At 55.6% G+C, this 24079-nt stretch carries 18 protein-coding genes; 10 read left to right on the top strand and 8 right to left on the bottom strand.

Annotation, left to right across the window (positions count from 1 at the left end; genetic code table 11):
- Window positions 1-17 precede the first annotated feature (17 nt).
- The 3 genes from licT to sbcD form a co-directional block, all read right to left on the bottom strand.
- Complete coding sequence (licT, locus tag ABIE29_RS06525) at window positions 18-875, bottom strand: BglG family transcription antiterminator LicT (protein WP_429617345.1); 858 nt, start codon at window positions 873-875, stop codon at window positions 18-20.
- A gap of 206 nt (window positions 876-1081) precedes the next feature.
- Window positions 1082-4333, bottom strand: a complete 3252-nt coding sequence (gene sbcC / locus ABIE29_RS06520; protein WP_429617343.1) for an exonuclease subunit SbcC — start codon at window positions 4331-4333, stop codon at window positions 1082-1084.
- Entirely contained in the window at window positions 4330-5559 is a 1230-nt protein-coding gene (gene sbcD / locus ABIE29_RS06515) for an exonuclease subunit SbcD (protein WP_429617341.1), read from the bottom strand. Before sbcD ends, sbcC begins: the two co-directional genes overlap by 4 nt.
- Window positions 5560-5761: 202 nt before the next feature.
- On the opposite strand from sbcD, the gene phoB reads away from it, so the two are divergent.
- From phoB to proY, 5 genes are all read left to right on the top strand, one after another.
- Entirely contained in the window at window positions 5762-6451 is a 690-nt protein-coding gene (gene phoB / locus ABIE29_RS06510) for a phosphate response regulator transcription factor PhoB (protein WP_021180214.1), read from the top strand.
- A 24-nt stretch (window positions 6452-6475) separates the two neighbouring features.
- Window positions 6476-7792, top strand: coding sequence for a phosphate regulon sensor histidine kinase PhoR (phoR, locus tag ABIE29_RS06505; protein WP_429617338.1), 1317 nt, complete (start codon window positions 6476-6478; stop codon window positions 7790-7792).
- 14 nt (window positions 7793-7806) lie between these two features.
- Window positions 7807-8745 (top strand): PstS family phosphate ABC transporter substrate-binding protein, encoded by a 939-nt coding sequence (locus ABIE29_RS06500; protein ID WP_429617336.1) that lies wholly within the window; start codon window positions 7807-7809, stop codon window positions 8743-8745.
- Between the two features lie 492 nt (window positions 8746-9237).
- A complete protein-coding gene (brnQ, locus tag ABIE29_RS06495) occupies window positions 9238-10557 on the top strand; it encodes a branched-chain amino acid transport system II carrier protein (protein ID WP_429617334.1) in 1320 nt (439 codons plus the stop codon).
- A gap of 72 nt (window positions 10558-10629) precedes the next feature.
- Window positions 10630-12033 carry a proline-specific permease ProY gene (proY, locus tag ABIE29_RS06490; RefSeq protein WP_429617332.1) on the top strand — a complete coding sequence of 468 codons (1404 nt, stop codon included), beginning with the start codon at window positions 10630-10632 and terminating at the stop codon, window positions 12031-12033.
- Window positions 12034-12121: 88 nt separating this feature from the next.
- On the opposite strand, the gene ABIE29_RS06485 is transcribed toward proY, so the two are convergent.
- Together ABIE29_RS06485 and ABIE29_RS06480 are read right to left on the bottom strand one after the other, a co-directional pair.
- The gene (locus ABIE29_RS06485) at window positions 12122-12385 is read right to left on the bottom strand and encodes a hypothetical protein (RefSeq protein WP_429617330.1); all 264 of its coding nucleotides are present in this window, start codon (window positions 12383-12385) and stop codon (window positions 12122-12124) included.
- Window positions 12386-12519: 134 nt separating this feature from the next.
- Entirely contained in the window at window positions 12520-13785 is a 1266-nt protein-coding gene (locus ABIE29_RS06480) for a mechanosensitive ion channel family protein (RefSeq protein WP_429617328.1), read from the bottom strand.
- A 238-nt stretch (window positions 13786-14023) separates the two neighbouring features.
- Here ABIE29_RS06480 and malZ point away from each other — a divergent pair, with 238 nt between their 5' ends.
- Window positions 14024-15847, top strand: a complete 1824-nt coding sequence (gene malZ / locus ABIE29_RS06475) for a maltodextrin glucosidase (RefSeq protein ID WP_429617326.1) — start codon at window positions 14024-14026, stop codon at window positions 15845-15847.
- A 199-nt stretch (window positions 15848-16046) separates the two neighbouring features.
- Here malZ and ggt read toward each other — a convergent pair whose 3' ends face one another.
- The 3 genes from ggt to ABIE29_RS06460 form a co-directional block, all read right to left on the bottom strand.
- Window positions 16047-17810 carry a gamma-glutamyltransferase gene (gene ggt / locus ABIE29_RS06470; RefSeq protein WP_429617324.1) on the bottom strand — a complete coding sequence of 588 codons (1764 nt, stop codon included), beginning with the start codon at window positions 17808-17810 and terminating at the stop codon, window positions 16047-16049.
- 225 nt (window positions 17811-18035) lie between these two features.
- The gene (locus ABIE29_RS06465) at window positions 18036-18638 is read right to left on the bottom strand and encodes a peroxiredoxin C (protein WP_037375265.1); all 603 of its coding nucleotides are present in this window, start codon (window positions 18636-18638) and stop codon (window positions 18036-18038) included.
- Window positions 18639-18868: 230 nt separating this feature from the next.
- Window positions 18869-19450, bottom strand: a complete 582-nt coding sequence (locus ABIE29_RS06460; RefSeq protein ID WP_429617323.1) for an ACP phosphodiesterase — start codon at window positions 19448-19450, stop codon at window positions 18869-18871.
- Between the two features lie 117 nt (window positions 19451-19567).
- Here ABIE29_RS06460 and queA point away from each other — a divergent pair, with 117 nt between their 5' ends.
- From queA to secD, 4 genes are all read left to right on the top strand, one after another.
- A complete protein-coding gene (queA, locus tag ABIE29_RS06455) occupies window positions 19568-20638 on the top strand; it encodes a tRNA preQ1(34) S-adenosylmethionine ribosyltransferase-isomerase QueA (protein ID WP_429617321.1) in 1071 nt (356 codons plus the stop codon).
- Between the two features lie 72 nt (window positions 20639-20710).
- Window positions 20711-21835 carry a tRNA guanosine(34) transglycosylase Tgt gene (gene tgt, locus ABIE29_RS06450; protein ID WP_248944652.1) on the top strand — a complete coding sequence of 375 codons (1125 nt, stop codon included), beginning with the start codon at window positions 20711-20713 and terminating at the stop codon, window positions 21833-21835.
- Between the two features lie 33 nt (window positions 21836-21868).
- Window positions 21869-22201 (top strand): preprotein translocase subunit YajC, encoded by a 333-nt coding sequence (gene yajC / locus ABIE29_RS06445; protein ID WP_021180200.1) that lies wholly within the window; start codon window positions 21869-21871, stop codon window positions 22199-22201.
- Between the two features lie 25 nt (window positions 22202-22226).
- Window positions 22227-24074 carry a protein translocase subunit SecD gene (gene secD / locus ABIE29_RS06440; protein ID WP_429617319.1) on the top strand — a complete coding sequence of 616 codons (1848 nt, stop codon included), beginning with the start codon at window positions 22227-22229 and terminating at the stop codon, window positions 24072-24074.
- Window positions 24075-24079: the final 5 nt, after the last annotated feature.

Below are 24079 nucleotides of genomic sequence, written 5' to 3'. Positions count from 1 at the left end.
CCCCTACGTTGAGAACCCTAATCCTTTGGCGCGTAGTCTTTTTCGCTTTCGCTACGTACCCGCTCGATATGGATGGTCAGAAACATCATTTCTTCGCTGGTCAGTTGGTGCTGGTAGCTTTTCTCGATGTGCTGGTTGATCTTGCCTGCACAGGCGAATGACTCGCGGTATTTCTCCTTTACCACCTGATACAGCGAATCGTCCTCGCTGTTGACGTAGTTGTTGCCTAACAGCCGCTGGGCAAAGAATTTCAGGTGGGTGACAAAGCGATGGTAGCTGAGCGCTTCCTCGTTGTAGTCAAAACGGAAATGGTATTTGACGATATTGAGGATCTCCTGCATCACGCGGGTGATATGCAGGGTGTTGTGCATTTCGTCATTGAGCTGCGCGTTGACCAGGTGCAAGGCAATAAACCCGGCCTCGTCTTCCGGCAGCGTGGTTTCCAGGCGCTTGGCGATGATGGTTAACGCCTCAAGCCCGATGGCAAACTCGTTTGGATAGAGTTTCTTGATCTCCCACAGCAGCGCGTTCTTGATATCCAGCCCTTGCGCGTGGCGTTGCAGCGCAAAATGGATATGGTCGGTCAGCGTGATGTAGACAATGTTATGCAGTTTCCCCGGCAGCCGCTCGCGGGCGAGGGTGATGATCTTGTCTGCGGTGGTCACACACGCCAGCGGGATCTCCGCCAGCAGTTCTTTGTAGCGTTCGCTCATTTCGCCACTGTTGAGGGTGAACACCTTTTCGATCAGGCTTTCATCCACACTTTCCCCGGCTTTCTTTTGAAAGCCAATGCCACGCCCCATAACCACCGTTTCTTCCTGATGGTCATTCAGCGTAATCACTACGTTATTATTGAGTATTTTAGCGATTTTCATGGCTATTCCCGGCCCGCTGAAAACAAAAAAACCCGACGTTCAGGAATGATCCCGAAAGTCAGGTTTTGCCTGTATGCACAGTGACAATCCTGTAATCATTATCATGATAACCGTTGTCGGCTCTGGCTCAATGCTTTTCAGCTTGTACTGTAGCCACGATCACACTTCTGGCCGTAGTTATCTCTTGACGTAAGCCCCTGTCGCGGTCATTCGATGCGAAACTGAGTATCCAATCGGCTGACACCCAGCCCATTGACCTTTTTCACCTTAATCTGCACCGGGATGCGCTCCTTCATTGCCTCCACGTGGCTGATCACGCCGATAGTTTTGCCGGTGGCGTTAAGGCTGTCCAAGGCGTCTAGCGCGGTGTCCAGCGTCTCGGCGTCCAGCGTGCCGAAGCCCTCGTCCAGGAACAGCGAATCGATGCTGGTCTTGTGGCTGACCAGATCGGACAAGGCCAGCGCTAGCGCCAGACTCACCAGAAAGCTTTCACCGCCAGAAAGGGTACGTGTATCGCGCAGGGCATCGGCCTGCCAGGTATCTACCACCTGCAGCTCCAGTGCATCACTGGTTTTGCGCTGCAACAGATAGCGCCCGTGCAGACGGCCAAGCTGGTTGTTGGCCAGGTAAACCAGATGATCGAGGGTCAAGCCCTGGGCGAATTTGCGGAACTTGTCGCCCTCTTTGGAGCCGATAAGCTGGTTGAGCAGGCTCCAGTCGTCGTACTGCTGCTGGCTTTGGGCGATCTGTTCGAACAGGGACTGTTGATTGCGGCGGCGCTCGGCATCACTGCTCAGTTGGTTGCGCACCTCGCCCTGGCGCAGCTGTAGCGTTTTCAGCCGTTCCGCCAGCCCGCTGAGCGCGGTGGTGAGTTGCTCGATATTGGCCTGGGTTTCATCCAGGTCCGCTGGGCGATCCAGACGATGCTGTTCCAGCGCTTGTACGGCCTGTGCCAGTAATGTGGTGGCCTGAACCTGACGCTCCTGCAACTGCTCTTTGTGCTGCTGTAAGCGCAGGCGTTCGTCGTCATCCAGCAGCGCGGCGTTGAATGCGGCCTCATCGTCGAAGGTACTGCTGGCCAAGGCCCGCTGCCATTGGTGTTCGGCTTTTTGCCCCCGTTCGATTTGCTGCTGCTGTTGTTGCTGCAAACCGACCCACTGGCCGGCCAGGCGATCGTGCTGCTCCTGGGCTTTGTGCAATTGCTCCGTAGCCTGCTGCAAGGCGTTCTCTGCGGCGTTTTGTGCCGTGCGCAACTGCTCGCGGGCTTCCGCCACCGTTCGCTCACCAAACAGCGCGATACGTTCGTTACGCTGTGCCAGCAGCTGAGTTTCATTCGTCAGGCACTGCTGTTGCCATTGTGCCAATTGGCGTTGAGTTTCCTGCTGACTTTTCTGCAGCAGCTCAAAGCGCTCATTCAGCCGCGCCGTTTCCTGTTGCGAACTCTGCTGTTCGGTTTGCAGGGCATTCAGGGCATCCTTCGCAAGCTGTACGGCCTTGGCGAGCCGTTCGTGTTGCAACAGAAGCTGCTGAGCGGCCTGCTCTTCACTCTCGCAAGCCTCCAGCCAGACGGTTAACCGGGCGCTGTCTTGCAGCGTAAAGTCGAAGGCCAAGGGGGCGCTGAGGGTCTGCCAGCTTTGCAGATGGTTTTCCTGCTGCTCAAGTTCCTGGTTCAACTGCGTTTGCTGCCGTTGCTGCTGCTCTTTCAGGCTTTCACTGCGTGCGCGCAGTTCTGTCCCTTGAGTGTGCAGCTCTTCGGTTTGGCTGCGCAATTGAGCGACGCGCCGTTCCGTTTCCGATGGTTTGACGGCTTGATATTGCTCGATCGCTGGATGGTGCGTGGAGCCGCACAGCGGGCAGGGAGCATCGGTTTGCAGCCGCGCCCGTTCGGCTTCCAGACTGACGATGCGCTTTTCCAGTTCGAGCGTCTTCTCAACGTCTGTCAGGTGCGCTTTTTGCTGTTTATACTGCTGGCGTACCGCATCGAGCTGGGTTTCCACTTCGGTCAGCTGTTTTTGGCGGGTAGTGAATTCGAGCCGTTGTTGCTCAAGGCGCTGCTGGTTCTGCTGGAACAGTAAGGCCAGTTTCGACAACTGCTGGCGAACCGGGCGCAAGCCACTCAGTTCGGCCTGGCGGTGACGCAGTTTCTCCAGCGGGGATTGCGCCTCTAACGTGGCATGTTGCTGGAGTTGGCTATCCAGCGCCGCCGTGAGTTCAAGCTGCCTGGTTTGATACTGGCCCGCCAGGGTAGCCAGTTGGCTGCGTCTTTCGGTTAGCTGTTCCAGCGTACGCCGCAGTTCTTCGCTCTGCCGTTGGCTCTCGGCATGCTGCTTGCGTGCTTCTGCTAACTGGTTCTGCAACTGGGCGATCTGGTGATCGAGCGGTAACACCTTGTCATCCATCAGCGTTTGTTGCTGTTGTTGATGTTCTGTCTGGGTTTGTCTGGCCTTTTGTGCCTGCTCCAACTGCTGCTGTAACGGCATTAGTTCGGCTAATTGCCGCTGTTGCTGCTGTGCCAACTGTTCGATCTGCCGTTGCAACGCCAACTGATCTTGCTGGCAGCGATTGCGTTCATTTAACAACGGGCGCAGTTTCTCAGCGGGCTCACTACGAGCTAGCTGCTGCAACTGCGGTTCGGCCAGTTGAAACTCCTGCTGCACGCCAGCCAGCTGGTGCTGATAGTCCTGAGTCTGTTGCTGGATGGTTTGCCAGCGTTGTAGCCAGCTCAACTGATGCTGTTGCTGCTGCGCCTGTTGGCTAAGAAGCTGCTCTTCAGCCCCGAGTTCCCCGAGTTGGTTTTCCAGCACCTGGCGCTGCTCATCATTGAGCAGTTCAATCCCGCTGGCGCGGTGATGTAAAGCGTCCAGATCGCTTTTCGCCTGTTTGTGCTGTTCGAAGACCTGTGCCGACAACTGCCCATAAATTTCGGTGCCGGTCAGTTCTTCCAGCAGTTCGGCACGCTCGTTGGCCTTGGCGTTCAGGAAGGCGGCGAACTGGCCCTGCGACAGCATCATCGATTTGGTGAAGCGGCCAAAATCCAGCCCGGTGATTGCGGCAATCAGTTCTTTTTTATCGGAAATTTTATCCGCCAGGATTTTGCCGTCTGCCCGCAGTGCCAGCTCTACCTTGGGAGCCTGCAGGTTGCCGTCCGGATCGTTTTTCGCCCGGCGTTGGCTCCAGAAGGCGCGATAGCCGACGCCTTTGACCTCAAACTCCACTTCTGCCAGCGATTCGGCGGTGTGGCGGGTCATCAATTCGTTCTGGCTGGCGCTGACTTCCAGGCGCGGCGTCTGGTGATAAAGTGCCAGGCAGATGGCATCCAGCAGGGTGGTTTTACCTGCTCCTGTGGGGCCGGTGATGGCAAACAGGCCGTTGCTGGCGAAGGGTTCCGCCGTGAAGTCGATTTTCCACTCGCCCTGTAGCGAGTTGAGGTTTTTCAGCCTTAGGCTCAGGATCTTCATGCTGATGGCTCCTCATACTGGTGCAAGGTTTCTACCACCTGCTGGAACATCTGCCGCATCTGCTGTTGGCGCGGCTCGGCCATCTCGGCTTCCAACGCCAACCGGCGCTCGAAGACTTCGCCGACGCTTAATTCATTCAAGGTTTCTTTATCCTGCTGGGCAATGGTCTGGCTACGTTGCTCTTTACTGCGCCGCAGCAGCACCACTTCAACCGGTAAATCTTCCGCCAACTGTTGGATGCGGCGCTGAATATCGCTGAGGTAATCCTGAGTGGTTACTTCGATATCCAACCAAACCGGGAGTTCGCCCTGATAATCGGCAAACTGCTGTAATTGAGCCTCGATTTGCTGCAAATCACCTTTTATCAGCTGCATGGGCTGGAAGGTTGGGATCTCCAGCGGCGTGATCTGTTGTAGCGCTCCGTCGGCAAAATCGACCATAAACACGCTTTTGGTCTTGCCTAACTCGTCGAAACTCAGAGGAATTGGGGAGCCGCTGTAGCGGATATGCTCAGACTTGGCGACGTTCTGCGCGCGATGGATATGCCCCAACGCAATGTAATCGGCAGGGGGGAACGCCTGGGCTGGAAAGGCGTCCAGCGTGCCGATATAGATATCCCGTACCGAATCCGAAGTGGTGACGCCCACGGTGGTTAAATGGCCTGTGGCGACGATCGGCAGTGGCAAACCCAACGCATCGCGGCGCGTACAGGCCGCCTGATACAGGTTTTGGTAATGTTCGGCGATGGCCTCTTGCAGAGCTTGCTGCTTTTGGTTGCCAGACTCACCAGCGCGGCTGGTGAGCAAATCCCGTGGGCGCAGGAACGGGATCGCGCAGAGCACCGCCCCTGGTTGGCCATCAAGCTGGTTGAGCACCACGATTTGCTGCTCAAGCTCGCTTTGCGCGTTGGCAACCACGGTGGTGTTCAGGCAGGAGAGTAGCTCACGCGATTCATTCAGCGTGGCCACGGAGTCGTGGTTGCCGCCCAGCACCACCAGTTGGCAGCCGGTACGTTGCAGCTCCACCACAAAGCGGTTGTACAGTTCGCGGGCGTAGCTTGGCGGGGAGCCGGTATCGAACAGATCGCCTGCGACGATCAGCGCATCCACCCGCTGCTGTTCCACCTGTTCGATCAGCCAGCCCAAGAAGGCCTGATGCTCGGCGGCGCGGCTTTTGGTGAAAAAGTACTGGCCCAAATGCCAGTCGGAGGTGTGGATCAGGCGCATAGGTCTTCCATCGCTAACAGGATGATAAGGGCATAAATGGGCCTTATCGTAACTCAAGCATGATGATATTTCTTTAACGCCAGAAATAATCGCTATGCTTACTGCGATCAACCGGGCTTTTTTTTCATAAAAGTGTCACAAAACTGACGCATAATGGCGACCGCAATCAACTGAGATCGCTAACACATTGGCAGGATTGACGATGGCAAGACGCATACTGGTGGTGGAAGACGAAGCGCCGATCCGTGAGATGGTGTGCTTTGTGTTGGAGCAGAATGGTTACCAACCGTTGGAAGCCGAGGATTATGACAGTGCCGTCACGCGCCTGTCTGAGCCGTTCCCTGATTTGGTGTTACTGGACTGGATGTTACCGGGAGGGTCCGGTATCCAGTTTATCAAGCATATGAAGCGCGAGGCGATGACCCGGGATATCCCGGTGATGATGCTGACCGCGCGTGGTGAAGAAGAAGATCGGGTACGTGGTCTGGAGGTTGGTGCGGATGATTACATCACCAAGCCTTTCTCCCCCAAGGAACTGGTGGCACGTATCAAGGCGGTGATGCGCCGTATTTCACCAATGGCAGTAGAAGAAGTGATTGAAATGCAGGGGCTAAGCCTGGATCCTTCCTCGCACCGGGTGATGGCTAATGAGCAGGCGCTGGAGATGGGGCCGACCGAGTTCAAACTGCTGCACTTCTTTATGACTCATCCTGAACGGGTTTATAGCCGCGAACAGTTGCTTAATCACGTCTGGGGCACTAACGTTTATGTGGAAGACCGCACCGTTGATGTGCATATCCGCCGGCTGCGTAAGGCGCTGGAGACCAGTGGTCATGACAAGATGGTTCAAACCGTTCGCGGCACCGGTTATCGGTTCTCGACGCGCTACTGATCGCACCGCGCTGGAGAGGTTACCGTGCTAGAACGTTTATCGTGGAAGAGGCTGGCGCTGGAGCTGGCCCTTTTTTGCCTGCCCGCCTTATTGCTGGGGCTTGTTTTCGGTTATCTGCCCTGGCTGCTGTTGGTTTCGGTGCTGGCCGCGCTGGCCTGGAACTTCTATAACCAACTCAAACTTTCCCACTGGCTGTGGGTGGACCGCAGTATGACGCCGCCGCCGGGCCGCTGGAGCTGGGAGCCGCTGTTCTATGGCCTGTATCAGATGCAGCAGCGTAATCGCCGTCGCCGCCGTGAGCTGGCGCTGTTGATCAAACGCTTTCGCAGCGGGGCAGAATCCTTGCCGGATGCGGTGGTGATGACCACCGTGGAGGGCAATATCTTCTGGTGTAACGGCCTGGCACAACATCTGCTGGGCTTTCGTTGGCCGGAAGATAACGGCCAACACATTCTCAACCTGCTGCGCTACCCGGAATTCAGCCATTATCTGCAACAGCAAGAATTCACCAGACCGCTGACGCTACAGCTGAATAACGAGCACTTTGTTGAATTCCGTATCATGCCCTATTCCGAAGGCCAACTGCTGATGGTGGCCCGTGATGTGACCCAGATGCGCCAACTGGAAGGGGCCAGACGCAACTTCTTCGCCAACGTCAGCCATGAGCTGCGTACGCCGCTAACGGTGTTGCAAGGCTACCTGGAGATGATGAGTGACGAAGAGCTGGATGGTTCGCTGCGTGGCAAAGCCTTGGGCACCATGCAAGAGCAGACCAAACGCATGGATGGCCTGGTGAAGCAGTTGCTTACACTCTCCAGGATCGAGGCTGCACCAAACGTGGATATGAACGAGAAGGTGGATATTCCGTTAATGCTGCGGGTATTGCAGCGTGAGGCGCAGTCGCTCAGCGCTGGTAATCACCAGATCAATTTCCGGGTGAATGAAAATCTGCAGGTGTTCGGTAACGAGGATCAACTGCGCAGCGCGGTTTCCAATCTGGTGTACAACGCCGTCAACCATACTCCGGCGGGCACCAATATCGAAGTGAGCTGGCAGCAGACGCCGCAGGGGGCTCAGTTCCAGGTCAGCGATAACGGGCCGGGCATTGGTGCCGAACATATCCCGCGCCTGACCGAGCGTTTCTATCGCGTAGATAAGGCACGTTCGCGCCAGACCGGCGGCAGTGGGCTCGGGTTGGCCATTGTGAAGCATGCGCTCAGCCATCATGATTCACGGCTGGAGATCCTCAGCGAGCCAGGCATTGGCACCCGTTTTATCTTTACCTTGCCTAACCGGTTGATTGTTCCCGCGGCTTTAGCAGAGAATGCGGTGAAAAATTAGCAGGTAGCCCTACCATGAATCGATTTACCCAAGCTTTGCTGCTTTGCCTGTTGTTGTCGGTTGGCCGCGGGGCCGTGGCTGCTCCGGATGGCATGCTTTCCGGCAACCTGTCTAGCGTAGGCTCCGATACCCTGGCCAACCTGATGGCGCTGTGGGGGCAGGATTTCAGCCGACACTATCCCAACGTTAACCTGCAACTGCAGGCTGCCGGTTCCTCGACGGCACCCACCGCATTGGCGGCAGGAGCGGCGCAGCTTGGCCCAATGAGCCGGCCAATGAAGGCGGCGGAGGTCTCGGCATTTGAGCACCGCTACGGCTATGCGCCGCTGGCGGTGCCGGTTGCGGTCGATGCGCTGGTGGTGCTGGTGCATCAGGACAATCCGCTGCGTGGCTTGAATCTGCAACAGCTGGATCAAATCTTTTCTGCTACCCGCCGTTGCGGGGAAAACACGCCGATTAACCGCTGGGGAGAAATGGGGTTACAGGGCGGCTGGCAGCAACGCGCTTTGCAACGCTTTGGCCGCAACTCCGCTTCGGGCACCTATGGATATTTCAAGCTGCGTGCGTTATGTGGCGGTGACTTTATGGCGCGGGTGAATGAACTGCCGGGTTCGGCCTCGGTGGTACAGGCGGTGGCCGGTTCGTTAAACGGTATCGGCTATGCCAGCATTGGTTTTCGTGCCAGCGGAGTGCGGTTGCTGCCCCTGGCAGAAACTGGCGATCGTTATGTTGAACCCAGCGAAACCAACGTGCGCAACGGAAGCTATCCATTGGCGCGCTATCTGTATATCTACATCAATAAAGCCCCGAATCAGCCGCTGGAACCCTTGACGGCGGCGTTCCTCGACCGTGTGCTCTCTGTGCAGGGGCAGGATCTGGTTAATCTCGACGGTTATCTGCCGTTGCCACCGGCAACGCTGCGTAAAACCCGTACGCTGCTGGGGCTGGAGTAGGGATGATTTTTGAGCGCATACCACGCGTTTTATAGCTGATTAATGGCGTTTTCACGCATCATGTAACTAGTTATTTCAATTTTCGTGAGTGATGTGCTCAAAAATAATACAAATCATGTAGTGCATATTTATTGATAACCCCTATGTTCGACTGGATGAGCAATATTATCTGGACGATCGCTCTGCTTTTTATCCTGCGTATTGCCTTTTGGCACTATAAACGTTTAACTAGCCCCCTATTGCCGGACTAAACCTCCATTTTCCCCAGCATTCTTCGGTGATTGCGACCATGGATTCAGCGGGGAAAAAACGTCTAAAAATCTGCTCGTCATCATGAGTATTCGCCTTTCTCAAGGTAAGACGCTGCTATTGTGCGCTGTCTGTTGCCTATGAATTTCACGATGAGAGAGCAGGCCGGCAACCGAAGTGGGGCACTTTGACCACCATCCTTTTATCGGTAATTTTTTATTTCAACAGGCAGCACAACAGATTATGAGTCATCGTTTAACATCAAAAGATATCCTGGCTTTGGGTTTTATGACCTTTGCCTTATTCGTCGGCGCAGGGAACATCATCTTTCCGCCGATGGTGGGTTTGCAGTCTGGCGAACACGTCTGGATTGCGGCTATTGGGTTCCTGATCACCGCAGTGGGTCTACCGGTGCTGACCGTGATTGCCCTGGCTCGCGTTGGCGGCGGCGTTGATGCATTAAGCTCACCCATTGGCCGTAGCGCTGGTCTGCTGTTGGCGACGGTGTGCTATCTGGCCGTTGGCCCACTGTTTGCCACCCCGCGTACCGCGACCGTTTCCTTTGAAGTCGGCATTGCGCCGTTGACCGGTGACGGTCCCTTGCCGCTATTCATCTATAGCCTGGTCTATTTTGCGCTGGTGATCGGCATCTCGCTCTATCCGGGCCGCCTGCTTGATACCGTGGGCCATATTCTGGCACCGTTGAAGATCGTGGCACTGGCCGTACTGGGTATTGCCGCGCTGATCTGGCCAGCAGGGGCACCCATCCCGGCGGTGGATGCCTACCAAACCGTGCCGTTCTCTGCCGGTTTTGTTAACGGCTATCTGACGATGGATACGCTGGGCGCCATGGTGTTCGGTATCGTGATCGTTAACGCCGCACGTTCTCGTGGGGTGAAAGACGCAGGTCTGCTGACCCGTTATACCATCCTGGCTGGTTTGATCGCCGGTGTTGGTCTGACGCTGGTCTACCTGAGCCTGTTCAAGCTGGGCTCTGGCAGCGGCGTGTTGACGCCGGATGCCACCAATGGCGCGGTAGTGCTGCACGCCTATGTGCAAAATACCTTCGGCGGCCTGGGCAGCTTCTTCCTGGCTGCGCTGATCTTCATCGCCTGTATGGTGACCGCGGTGGGCCTGACCTGCGCCTGTGCGGAGTTCTTTGAGCAATACTTGCCGTTCTCTTACAAAACGCTGGTATTCATTCTCGGCCTGTTCTCGATGGTGGTTTCCAACCTCGGCCTGAGCCACCTGATCCAGATTTCGATCCCGGTGCTGACCGCGATCTATCCGCCTTGCATCGTGCTGGTGATGCTGAGCTTCACCCTGCGTTGGTGGAACAGTGCATCACGTATTGTTGCGCCGGTGATGTTAGTCAGCCTGTTGTTTGGTATCCTTGATGCAGTGAAAGCGTCCAACTTCCAGCATTTTATGCCAGAGTGGACCAATCACCTGCCGCTGGCGGCGCAGGGGCTGGCATGGTTGCCACCTTCGCTGCTGATGCTGGTACTGGTCGCGATTTATGATCGGGTTTTTGCACGCAGCCAAATGATTGCTCACCCTTAAACCTACGGTCTGAATTTTAGGCCACGGACTTGTCCGTGGCTTTTTTACGTTTAAAAAAGACGGGTCATTTTCATGGAACAACAGTCACCCACTGCAGCACCAGCCAATAAGCTAAAGCGTGGTCTCAGCACGCGCCACATCCGTTTCATGGCTCTGGGATCGGCCATTGGTACCGGCCTGTTTTACGGCTCCGCAGAGGCCATCAGAATGGCTGGCCCCAGCGTCCTGTTGGCTTACCTGATCGGCGGTATCATTGCTTTTATCATCATGCGCGCGCTGGGCGAAATGTCGGTGAATAATCCGCAGGCTAGCTCGTTCTCGCGCTATGCCCAGGATTATCTCGGCCCGATGGCAGGTTACATTACCGGCTGGACCTACTGCTTTGAGATCCTGATCGTTGCCATTGCCGACGTGACGGCCTTCGGCATCTACATGGGCGTCTGGTTCCCGGAAGTGCCGCATTGGATCTGGGTGTTGAGTGTGGTGCTGATTATCGGTGCCATCAACCTGATGAGCGTGAAGGTGTTCGGTGAACTGGAGTTCTGGTTCTCGTTCTTCAAGGTAGCGACCATTATCATCATGATCGTGGCCGGTATCGGCATCATTGTCTGGGGCATTGGCAACGGGGGGCAACCGACAGGGATACACAATCTGTGGGTCAACGGCGGCTTCTTCAGTAACGGTTTTATCGGCATGATCCTGTCACTACAACTGGTGATGTTCGCCTATGGTGGGATTGAAATTATCGGTATCACCGCCGGCGAAGCGAAAGATCCCAAAGTGTCGATCCCTAAGGCCATCAACTCGGTGCCTTGGCGTATTCTGGTGTTCTACGTCGGGACGCTGTTCGTCATCATGTCTATCTATCCGTGGAACCAGGTGGGAACCAACGGTAGCCCGTTTGTGCTGACCTTCCAGCATATGGGGATCACCATTGCGGCGGGTATCCTTAACTTCGTGGTGATCACTGCGTCACTGTCGGCGATTAACAGCGACGTGTTCGGCGTTGGCCGTATGATGCATGGTCTGGCGGAGCAGGGGCACGCCCCGCAGGTATTCAGCAAAATCTCCAAACGCGGTATTCCGTGGGTGACGGTGGTGGTGATGATGGCGGCGATGCTGATCGCCGTGTATCTCAACTACATCATGCCGGAAAGCGTGTTCCTGGTGATTGCCTCACTGGCGACCTTTGCCACCGTGTGGGTGTGGATCATGATCCTGTTCTCGCAGATCGCTTTCCGCCGCAGCTTGAGCAAAGACCAGGTCAGCAAGCTGGCGTTCCCACTGCGCGGTGGGGTATTCACCTCAGTGGTTGCCATCATCTTCCTGGTGTTTATCATCGGCCTGATCGGTTACTTCCCGACGACGCGTATTTCCCTGTATGCCGGGCTGGTGTGGGTCGCGGTGCTGTTGCTGGGCTACTACATCAAGGTGAACCGCCAGAAAAAGCAGCTCGCGCGGACGCAACAGGACTGAACGAGACTAATTTAGGGGGCGCAGCATAACTGCGCCCTTATATTGCTACTTTGTCAGCAATCAGACTCCAACCTCGAACCGGTATTTTTTAACTGTGTTCCTCGAGATCGTCCCCTCCGGCGGCCCTGGCCTCCATCACCAGATTGCTTTCGCATAACCGTTCTTCCTTCCCTTCTTCGAAACAGCGCGCCAGCACTTCACGAATATCCATCATACTGCTGCTCAAGGTGCTGAGCGCCGGTTGCAATGTGCGGCTCATCTGGCTTTCGTCCAGCGTGGCGCTGTGCAGGTAGCCAGCAAACATCAGCGTGGCCAATAGGGTGATCAGACGATGTTTTGACGATTTTAACAAGGTACCTGCTCCGAACGATAAAATGGCGTGTGGGTTATTAATAGCCATTCGACGGCAGAAAGGAAGCCTGCGGAGATATCTGTTGGCAATCGATGGAAGATAATTACCAACAGAAATAATTTCGTCAGGTTAGGTCAGGGATTGTTGGGGGCGGGCTGCAGGTTTGCCAACATGCTGCGCATGTCGTTGCCGCTTGGCGTCTGGTGGATGCGCAGATCAAATTCACCGATCGCCGCCAGCAGATGATCGAAGATATCCGATTGAATTCCTTCGTACTCTGCCCACACCGTGGTGTTGGTAAAGGCGTAAATCTCCAGTGGTAACCCTTCCGGCGTTGGAGCCAGCTGGCGTACCATCAGCGTCATATTCTGGTGGATCCCCGGGTGCGAACGTAAATAGGCTACCAGATAGGCGCGCAAAGTACCGACGTTAGTCAGGCGGCGGCCGTTAAGCGGCGAACTGAGATCCACCTCGCTCTGCTGATTGTACTTACCCAACTCCTGGGTTTTATCGTTCAGATAGCGTTGCAACAGTGGGTTGCGGTTGAGGCGCTCCTGCTCCTCTGACGTCAGGAAGTGGACGCTGGTGGTGTCGATATTGATGCTGCGTTTGATGCGGCGGCCACCGGACTCAGACATCGAACGCCAGTTCTTGAACGAATCGGAGATCAGCGCGTAGGTGGGAATGGTGGTGACGGTGTTGTCCCAGTTTCTGACCTTGACCGTGGTCAGGCCGATATCGGTCACTGCGCCGTCGGCACCGTATTTGGGCATCTCCAGCCAATCGCCAATTTTCAGCATATCGTTGGCGGAAAGTTGGATCCCGGCGACCAGGCCGAGAATGGGATCTTTAAACACCAACATCAAGACGGCCGTCATGGCCCCCAAACCGCTGAGTAACAGCAGCGGTGAGCGGCCCATCAGCAGTGAGATGATCATGATGCCAATAAAGATGGCGGCGACCAGTTTCACGCCCTGGAAGATGCCACGCAGTGGGAGTTGGCTGGCAAGCGGGCTTTGGCGCATCAGAGCCAATAGCGTGTCGAGCAGTGAGAACAACGTCAGCAGGGAAAATAACAGGATCCACACCTGCGCCGCAGTGACGATAATTGCCTGGGTCTGGCTGCCATTATGCAGCCACAGCACCGCCTGCACGTTGATGATCACCCCTTGCAGCAGTAGGGCGGCGCGCTGGAAGAGTTTATGTTGGGTGATGGCCTGTTGCCAGAGATGCTGTGAGTGCTGGCCGCGGCGCTGGATAGCGGTCAGCACCACGCGGTGCAGCACCAGATGGATAACCACTGAAATCAGTACGATCAGTCCAAGTACCATCGCCAGTGACATCATGTCGGTGAATTCCAGCCCAATGCTTTCCAGCCATTGCCTTATTTGTTGTTGCATGCTCGCTCCCTCCAAAGTACGTAAAAAACATCCAATAAATCTAAAACCCGTTAGCATAAAGGCTATTGGGCGAGATATGTGTCTGTTTACCCACTTTTACATTGTAAATCAGCCTCTCCACCCCTCGGCTCATCCCCGAGTTTATGGCTGAAAGATGAGGGAGAAAGGCGTTCAACGTGGCATGGTGCGTGGCATTGCATTCGTCGTCGATTGGGTTTGCTACATCAGGAGAAAATTCATGCTTAATGCCTGGCATCAGCCGGTTCCACCTTTCGTGGTGAATAAGGGACAGCGTCTGGAGATCGCTTTATGGTTACAAAGTGATGAGTTGCCAGAACAGGTCTTTTTACGCGTCGAGCCGGACAATGAAGAGTGGTTGCTGATCATGAAGCCGAAGGCGGTAGAAGGGCTTTGGCGCTATCAGGCCAGCCTGACGCTGCACGAAGGGGAACCGGTACGGCGCTACTGCTTTAAACTGTTGTGGGCCGACCGTCAGCAGTGGTTTGGCCCACAGGGCTGGTCGCTGACCCCGCCGGGGCAACTGGCTCAGTTTGCCGTGGATGAACCAGATAGTAGCCCAGGCTGGGTAGCCGATCAGGTGTTTTATCAGATTTTCCCCGATCGTTTTGCCAGCAGCGGCGCGGAGCATGGCATCCAGAATGGCAGTTATCACCATCATGCAGCCGGATGCGATGTGATACGTCGTGACTGGCAACACCCGTTGGCAGATGAGCATGCTGCCTCGACCTTTTATGGTGGCGATCTGGACGGCATCAGCGAGAAGTTGCCCTATTTGCAGCGGCTCGGCGTCACCGCCCTGTATCTGAACCCGATTTTCACCTCACCCAGCGTTCATAAGTACGATACCGAAGATTATTATCAGGTCGATCCTTACTTCGGCGGCAACGACGCATTGCAGCGTTTGCGAGTAAGCACTCACAAGGTGGGGATGAAACTGGTGCTGGACGGGGTATTTAACCACACCGGCGACTCCCATCCGTGGTTCGATCGTTATCAACAGGCAGAGGGGGGCGCGTGCCATCATCCCGATTCTCCGTATCGCGGCTGGTTTAATTTCTACCCGGACGGTAACGTACTGAGCTGGAAGGGTAATACCAATCTGCCCAAGCTTAACTTCGCTGAACCACAGGTGGTCGATGCTATTTATCGGGCAGAAGACAGCGTGGTGCGTCATTGGTTACGTCCACCGTACAGCATCGACGGCTGGCGGTTGGACGTGGTGCATATGCTGGGGGAAAACGGCGGTGCAGCGGGGAACCTGCATCACCTGTCCGGAATGTATCAGGCCATCAAGCAAGAGAACCCGGATGCCTATGTACTGGGCGAACATTTTGGCGATGCGCGCCGCTGGCTGCATGCCGGGGTTGAAGACGCCGCCATGAATTATATGGGCTTTGCCTTGCCGGTTAGGGCGTTTCTGGCCGGTGTCGACGTGGCTTATCATCCGGTGCAGCTGGATGCGGCAGACTGTGCTCAGTGGATGGATGGTTACCGGGCCGGATTGCCCCATAACCGCCAACTCATCCAGTTCAATCAGTTGGATAGCCACGATACGGCGCGTTTCCTGACCTTGCTGGATAACAATCCGCGCCGTATGCAGATGGCGGCGGTGTGGCTGCTGGCGTGGATTGGCGTGCCTTGCCTGTATTACGGTGATGAGATTGGCCTGGATGGCGGCAACGATCCCTTCTGCCGCAAGACGTTCCCTTGGGATGAAGGCCAATGGGATCGGCCACTGTTGGCCTTGTTCAGCCGCCTGACGGCACTGCGTAAGCAGAGCAAGGCGTTACGCCGCGGCGGCTGCCAGGTGTTGTATGCGCAGGGGGAGACGCTGGTGTTTGTGCGTACTTACCAGCGGGAGCAGGTACTGGTGGCATTGCAGCGCAGCGATAGCGGAGAAGTCGAACTGCCTTATAGCCCGCTGTTGCGAGAGGGGAAATGGCAGCTTGTGGAAGGGGACGGCGAACTGATTACGCAGGAAGGTGGCCTGCGGTTGCAGTTGGCAGCCGAGTCGGCCAGCGTGTGGCGGCTACGTAGCTAAAGCCAAGTGAAGGTTAAAGGTGTAATACCCCTGACCCTCTCCCACAGGGAGAGGGAACCGATCGAGTGGGTCTGAAAACTCTGTGACGTGCCTCGCATTTGGGGGCGATGGAGTCTGCTGAGATTACCTCTTTACTTCCAAAAGAGCAGGGGCTAACCGCTCCCTCTCCCTGTGGGAGAGGGTTGGGGTGAGGGGGGTATCAATATCCCACTGCAGATCCAGCCGGACGGCGTACGTCATTGGCTCCGTACAGGTAGCCCTCACGCACCCGGCCGGAAACGGCAGAATCATTACCCGAGTTGGCCGGGCTGACACCCGCCGCGCCCGGCAATCCCACCATAATCAGCTCTGCAGCGCCCCAAGGGGTTTGCTCAACCATCTTGTAACCCATCTGTTTGAGGATTTTCAGCGTATCGGCAGAGACACCGCGCTGCTCGTAATAGACTTCATCCGGCAACCATTGATGATGGATCCTCGGGGCATCCACCGCTTCCTGTGGCGCCATGCCATGATCGATCACGTTCAGTGCGGTTTGCAGCGTGATGGTAATGATGCGTGAACCGCCTGGCGAGCCGAGCACCATAAAGATTTTGTTGTCTTTGGTCACCAGCGTAGGGCTCATTGAGGATAGTGGGCGCTTACCGGGAGCGATGGCGTTGGCCGTTCCCTGCACCAGACCATAGAGGTTCTTCTCACCGACCTTGACGGTAAAATCATCCATTTCATCGTTGAGGAAGAAGCCGGTACCCGGTGCGATCACCACGGCACCAAAACGGCCGTTGACGGTATAGGTGGTTGATACGGCATTCCCTTCATGATCGACAATCGAGTAATGGGTGGTTTCCGGCTTTTCGTGCGGCTCCATCCCCGGTTGTACATTGACGGAAGGCGTAGCCTGATTGGCGATGATTTTCTTGCGGATCTCATCGGCGTAGCTTTTGCTCACCAGCCGATCGATTGGATTCTTGATAAACTCGGGGTCGCCGAGATAGGTGTTGCGGTCCATATAGGCATGGCGCATCGCCTCGCTCATGGTGTGGATCGCCGCCGCTGAGTTAAAGCCCATGCTTTTCAGATCGTAACCCTCAACGATATTGAGGATCTCGCACAGCGTCACGCCCCCGGAGCTAGGTGGTGGCGCAGAGACGAATTTATAACCGCGATAGCTACAGGTTATCGGGGTAGCCTCGGTCACTTTGTAGTTGGCGAAGTCGGCGGCGGTGAGGATGCCTCCCCCCTGTCTGGCGGCGGCTTCAACCGCCTGCGGGATTTTGCCCTGATAGAATGCGGAAGGGCCTTCTTTGGCGATGGCTTCCAGCGTGTTAGCCAGGTCGGTTTGCACCAGGCGATCGCCCGGTTGCAGCGCAGAACCGTCTTTACGCAGGAAGATTTTGGCCGACTCCGGGTCTTGCTTGAAGCGTGCGACGGTGGTGTCGAGAATATCGGTATCGGCCCGCGTCAGGATAAAGCCCTCACGGGCCAGCCTGATGGCCGGTTCCATCACCTGTTCGCGGCTCAGCTTGCCGTACTTTTTACGCGCAGTCTCCATACCCAGCACCGTTCCCGGCACGCCAGCGGCCAGGTAACCGTACAGGCTGGCGTCTTTTTTCACTTTGCCTTGCGCATCCAGATACATATCGGCACTAGCCGCCGCCGGAGCGGTTTCACGGAAGTTGATAAAGGTATCGGTGCCATCGGCTAGGTGCAGGGTCATGAAACCGCCGCCGCCGATGTTGCCGCAGCAGGGGTTAACCACCGCCTGGGCATAGCCGACCGCGACCGCCGCATCCACCGCGTTGCCCCCCATCTTGAGAATATCTACGCCGACCTGTGAGGCCAGATGCTGCGAGGTGACCACCATGCCATTTTGCGCTTCCACCGCCGGGTTTGAGGCGGCATACAGCTGGCTGCTGACCAGCAAGGCTGCCAAGGTCAGCGGTTGACTCCATTTTTGCAAAAACATAACGACTCCTGTTTGATCCCTGTTTTTTTATCTGTATTGAAGGAACTGCAAAGCGCAGGCCAACTAAAGAATAGTAGCTATGGATGGGGAATACGGCGGCAGGAGGAGTGAAAATTGTGAAGCGAAACAGAGGAATATTGCACTTGCTGCAGGCGATTGCACCGATTTTGGGCATAAAAAAACCGGCCAGCAGGGCTGACCGGTTCTGACACTTACAGGCTGAAATTACAGCTTGGAAGCGTTCTCAGACAGGTATTTAGCTACGCCGTCCGGAGATGCGCCCATACCTGCTTTGCCTTTTTCCCACTGAGCTGGGCACACTTCGCCGTGCTCTTCGTGGAATTGCAGCGCGTCAACGGTACGGATCATTTCGTCGATGTTACGGCCGATTGGCAGGTCGTTCACGATCTGGGAACGAACAACGCCGTTCTTGTCGATCAGGAAAGAACCACGCAGGGCAACGCCCGCTTCTGGGTGTTCGATGCCGTAAGCTTTCTGAATTTCGCGCTTAACGTCAGCAACCATTGCGTATTTCACTTCACCGATGCCGCCTTTGTCGACAGGGGTTTTACGCCATGCGTTATGGACGAATTCTGAGTCGAAGGAAACGCCTACAACTTCAACGCCGCGCTTCTGGAACTCTTCATAGCGGTGATCGAACGCGATCAGCTCAGAAGGACATACGAAGGTGAAGTCCATCGGCCAGAAGAACAGGACGGCTGGTTTGCCGTTCAGGTGCTTCTTCAGGTTGAAGTTTTCTACGATTTCGCCATTGCCTAAAACGGCTGCAGCGGTGAAGTCAGGGGCTTGACGAGTTACCAGGACCATAATTACTCCTGTAATAGTAGTTCAATGGGTTGATGTAAAAGCAGGGGCCAGTATAGGGGCCGCCACTCGGTGAGGGAAGGGTGAAAGACCAATCAATGAGATAGCTTCCACCTATCAAACCGAGAGAATAAATTCAGCAGTCTTTCAAAATAACCTTTTCGTACAAAAGGGCAAGGACAAAAAGCCACATTCCGTTAACTGTATGAGTAATAGGGTTTTTTATCCGGCTATCACAATGACTTGTTTCTGGCCTGTTCCATCATGCGGGGATAAAACTGCCAGAACTGTGTTTCAAGCTGATGATACTGGCGTTCCACGTCGGCAAAAGAGCCAGCCAATGCGGCCAGCCGTGGACGGCGGCTAGCCATGCCTGCCAATACATCGCCGATAAACGGCAGCTCGGCGTAACGCTCCAGCCAGCGTTCGGGCCAAAGATAGCTGTTCAGGTTCTGGAAACGCGGCGGCGTTTGCGGCAGGTGCGGCACAATCACGCTGCGAGCTTGCTGGGTGAAGGTGTGCAAGCTGCAGGTTGGCTCAAGCTGTTGCCAGTGGCGAGCCAGAAAGTGATCCCAGACCACGTCGAGCGTAATGGGGGCGACGCGGCGGAATTGTGGGCTGAAATAGTCGCGGCAGGCTTTGACTTCCGGTTGGATATCGGTCAAAACATCGACGCGCCGATGCATCATGATGCCAGCCACTACCGCCGGATCGTAATCACCTGCGGGGTTGCCGCGCACGAAATCGGCGAGCAGGTTGCCAAGCAGCGAGCTTTCCGCAAGCTGGGCCAAATGGAGATGAGCGAGAAAATTCATCCGCCAACTATAACCCAAGTCATGCAATTCCTCCTTATTCCTTGCTGCTTGTCGCCCGCGGCTTTAGACTGTACCGCCTGTTTTTTCCCAATTAGCTAGCTGAAGAAGTGAATACCCATGCGCGTCGCCGATTTTTCTTTTGAGCTCCCCGAGTCTTTGATTGCCCGCTATCCACAACCTGAGCGCAGCGGTTGCCGTTTGCTGCAACTGGATGGGCCAAGCGGAGGTCTGACGCACGGCGTGTTCACCGATCTGCTGGATAACCTGGAAGCGGGCGACCTGCTGGTATTCAACAATACCCGCGTGATCCCTGCGCGCCTGTTTGGCCGCAAGGTCAGCGGCGGCAAGTTAGAAGTGCTGGTAGAGCGGGTGTTGGACGATCATCGGGTACTGGCCCATGTGCGTGCTTCCAAATCCCCCAAGCCGGGCACCGAGCTGCTGCTGGGTGATGACGAAAGCATTGCCGCCACCATGGTCGCGCGCCATGACACGCTGTTTGAACTACGCTTTAACGACGATCGCGACGTGTTCACCATCCTCAACGCGGTGGGCCATATGCCGCTGCCGCCGTATATCGATCGTCCGGATGAAGACGCCGACCGCGAGCTGTATCAGACCGTCTACAGCGAAAAGCCGGGTGCCGTAGCGGCCCCGACGGCGGGCCTGCATTTTGATGAGCCGCTGTTGGCTGCGTTGCGCGCCAAGGGCATTGAGATGGCGTTTGTCACCTTGCACGTTGGCGCTGGCACCTTCCAGCCGGTGCGGGTGGAAACCATTGAAGAGCATGTGATGCATGCGGAATACGCCGAAGTGCCGCAGGATGTGGTGGATGCGGTATTAGCCTGCAAGGCGCGAGGTAAGAGGGTGGTTGCCGTGGGCACCACTTCGGTACGCTCGCTGGAAAGCGCGGCCAATGCTTGCCAGGATGCGCTGATCGCGCCCTTCTTCGGCGATACCAGCATCTTTATCTATCCGGGGTATCACTATCAGGTGATCGATGCGCTGGTGACCAACTTCCACCTGCCCGAATCCACCCTGATCATGTTGGTCTCGGCGTTTGCCGGCTATAAAAACACCATGAATGCCTATCATCAGGCGGTGGCCGAGCAGTACCGTTTCTTCAGCTACGGCGATGCCATGTTTATCAGCCGTAATCCACTGGCGGAAAGCGAATCCGTCGGGGAATAAATTCCCGGGTTACGCACAATGCGTGGCCCTGTTTTAATCACGTCAGACTGTATCTCTGACGCTGGAGGTTTTGTGAAGTACGAATTGCAGACAACCGATGGCCGTGCTCGTCGTGGCCGCCTGGTCTTTGAGCGCGGCGTAGTGGAAACCCCGGCCTTTATGCCGGTGGGGACCTATGGCACGGTCAAAGGCATGACGCCGGAAGAAGTGAAAGACACCGGTGCGCAGATCCTGTTGGGTAACACTTTCCACCTGTGGCTGCGCCCAGGGCAGGAGATCATGAAACTGCACGGCGATCTGCATGACTTTATGCAGTGGCACGGGCCGATCCTGACCGACTCCGGTGGCTTCCAGGTGTTCAGCCTGGGGGCGATGCGCAAGATTAAAGAGGAAGGCGTTTATTTCCGTAACCCGATCAACGGCGATAAAGTGTTCCTCAGCCCGGAAAAATCGATGGAGATCCAGTACGACCTGGGGTCTGACATCGTGATGATTTTCGACGAATGCACGCCTTACCCGGCGGATTGGGACTATGCCAAGCGTTCGATGGAAATGTCTCTGCGTTGGGCGCAGCGCAGCCGCCAGCGTTTTGATGAACTGAATAACAACAATGCGTTATTCGGCATTATCCAAGGCGGTGTTTACGAAGATTTACGTGATGTATCGGTAAAAGGGCTGGTGGATATCGGTTTTGATGGTTACGCTGTGGGCGGTTTGGCGGTCGGTGAGCCAAAAGAGGATATGCATCGCATTCTTGAGCACGTTTGCCCACAAATTCCAGAGGATAAGCCACGCTATCTGATGGGGGTCGGCAAGCCGGAAGATCTGGTTGAAGGCGTGCGTCGCGGCATCGACATGTTCGACTGCGTGATGCCAACGCGTAATGCTCGAAACGGCCATTTGTTCGTGACTGACGGTGTGGTAAAAATCCGTAATGCCAAGCACAAGGATGATACCTCCACGCTGGATAGTGAATGCGACTGCTATACTTGCCGCCATTATAGTCGTGCCTATTTGCATCATCTCGATCGCTGCAACGAAATTCTCGGTGCTCGATTGAACACCATCCATAACTTGCGCTATTACCAACGTTTGATGGCGGGTTTACGCCAGGCCATTGAAGAGGGTAAATTAGAGCTGTTTGTGGCGGATTTTTATGGTCGGATCGGTAAACCGATACCACCTTTAAACGCTTGAATTACTAATTGAAAATTTAATGAGGGAATTTTAATGAGCTTTTTCATTTCCGATGCAGTGGCAGCAGCAGGGGCTCCATCTCAGGGTAGCCCGTACTCTCTGATCATTATGCTGGTGGTGTTTGGTCTGATCTTCTATTTCATGATCCTGCGCCCACAGCAGAAACGCGCTAAAGAGCACAAAAAACTGATGGACTCTATCGGCAAGGGTGATGAAGTGTTGACCACCGGTGGTCTGATTGGCCGTGTCACTAAAGTGGCAGATACCGGTATTATTGCCATCGCGCTGAATGACACCACGGAAGTGATGATCAAGCGTGATTTCGTGGCGGCCGTTCTGCCGAAAGGTACTATGAAGGCCCTGTAATTTTGTTTTCCCTAAGGGAACTGCCGTGCTAAACCGTTATCCTCTGTGGAAGTATCTGATGCTGATCGTGGTGATCCTCGTCGGACTGCTATATGCGCTTCCCAACATTTACGGAGAGGATCCGGCCGTACAAATCACTGGTGTGCGCGGAGTCGCCGCCAGTGAAACTACGCTGGACCAAGTCCGTACTGCATTAGAAAAAGACAATATTGCGAGCAAGTCGATTGCGCTGGAAAACGGCGCCATCCTGGCTCGCTTTAAAGATCCTGACGTTCAGCTGCGCGCTCGTGAAGCCTTGATGGCGGAACTGGGTGACAAATATGTCATCGCATTGAACCTCGCCCCGGCAACGCCTGCCTGGCTGGCGATGCTCAACGCCGAGCCGATGAAGCTGGGTCTGGATTTACGTGGTGGCGTGCACTTCCTGATGGAAGTCGACATGGACACTGCGCTGAGTAAGTTGCAAGAACAAACTATGGATACCCTGCGCAGCGAACTGCGTGAAAAGGGCATTCCATACGCTGCAATCCGCAAGTTGGACAACAACGGCGTGGAAGTCCGCTTCCGTGACGACGCCGCTCGCGACCAGGCCATCAGCTACATGACGCCACGTCAGCGCGATCTGGTGCTTTCTGCCAACGGCAGCAACACTCTGAAAGCCACGATGACCGACGCTCGCCTGAGCGAAGCGCGTGAGTATGCGGTGCAGCAGAACATCACCATCCTGCGTAATCGTGTTAACCAGCTCGGCGTTGCCGAACCGTTGGTACAGCGCCAGGGTGCCGATCGTATCGTTGTTGAATTGCCGGGTATCCAGGATACGGCGCGTGCCAAAGAAATTTTGGGTGCGACCGCTACGTTGGAATTCCGTCTGGTAAATACCAACGCGGATGCGACCGCTGCGGCCAATGGTCGTGTGCCGGGTGACTCCGAAGTGAAATACACCCGTGAAGGTCAACCGGTTGTGCTGTACAAGCGCGTGATCCTGACCGGTGACCACATTACTGACTCCACCTCCAGCACCGATGAGTACAACCAGCCACAGGTAAATATCTCGCTGGACAGCGCTGGTGGTACTGCCATGTCCAACTTCACCAAAGACAGCATTGGCAAGCCAATGGCAACGCTGTTTGTGGAGTATAAAGACAGCGGCAAGAAAGATGCCAATGGCCGTTCGGTGCTGGTGAAGCAGGAAGAAGTCATCAACGTGGCGAACATTCAGTCACGTCTGGGCAACAGCTTCCGTATCACCGGTATCAGCAACCCGAACGAAGCGCGTCAGCTGTCGCTGTTGCTACGTGCCGGTGCGTTGATTGCGCCTATCCAGATCGTGGAAGAGCGGACCATCGGCCCAACCCTGGGGCAGCAGAACATCACCCAGGGCCTGGAAGCTTGCCTGTGGGGCCTGGTGGCTTCGATCGTCTTTATGGTGGTCTGGTATCGCAAGTTTGGCCTGATCGCCTCAACGGCGCTGATGGCTAACCTGGTGCTGATCGTTGGCGTGATGTCTCTGTTACCAGGGGCGACGCTGACCATGCCGGGGATTGCCGGGATCGTGCTGACGCTGGCGGTGGCGGTTGACGCCAACGTACTGATAAACGAACGTATCAAGGAGGAACTGAAGAATGGACGCTCCATTCAGCAGGCGATCCATGAGGGCTATAAAGGCGCGTTCTCCAGTATCGTTGATGCCAACGTCACGACGTTGATCACCGCCATCATTCTGTACGCAGTCGGTACCGGTTCGATCAAGGGCTTTGCAATTACCACCGCAATCGGTGTGGCGACGTCCATGTTCACCGCGATTGTCGGTACCCGTGCCATCGTCAACCTGCTTTACGGCGGCAAGCGCATTAACAAGCTGTCTATCTGAGGAGT

The sequence above is a fragment of the Serratia sp. 2723 genome, assembly GCF_050434425.1.
Classification (GTDB): Bacteria; Pseudomonadota; Gammaproteobacteria; order Enterobacterales; family Enterobacteriaceae; genus Chania.
Note: the sequence above shows the minus strand (reverse complement) of the source record. Positions and strands in the feature narration are given on the sequence as shown.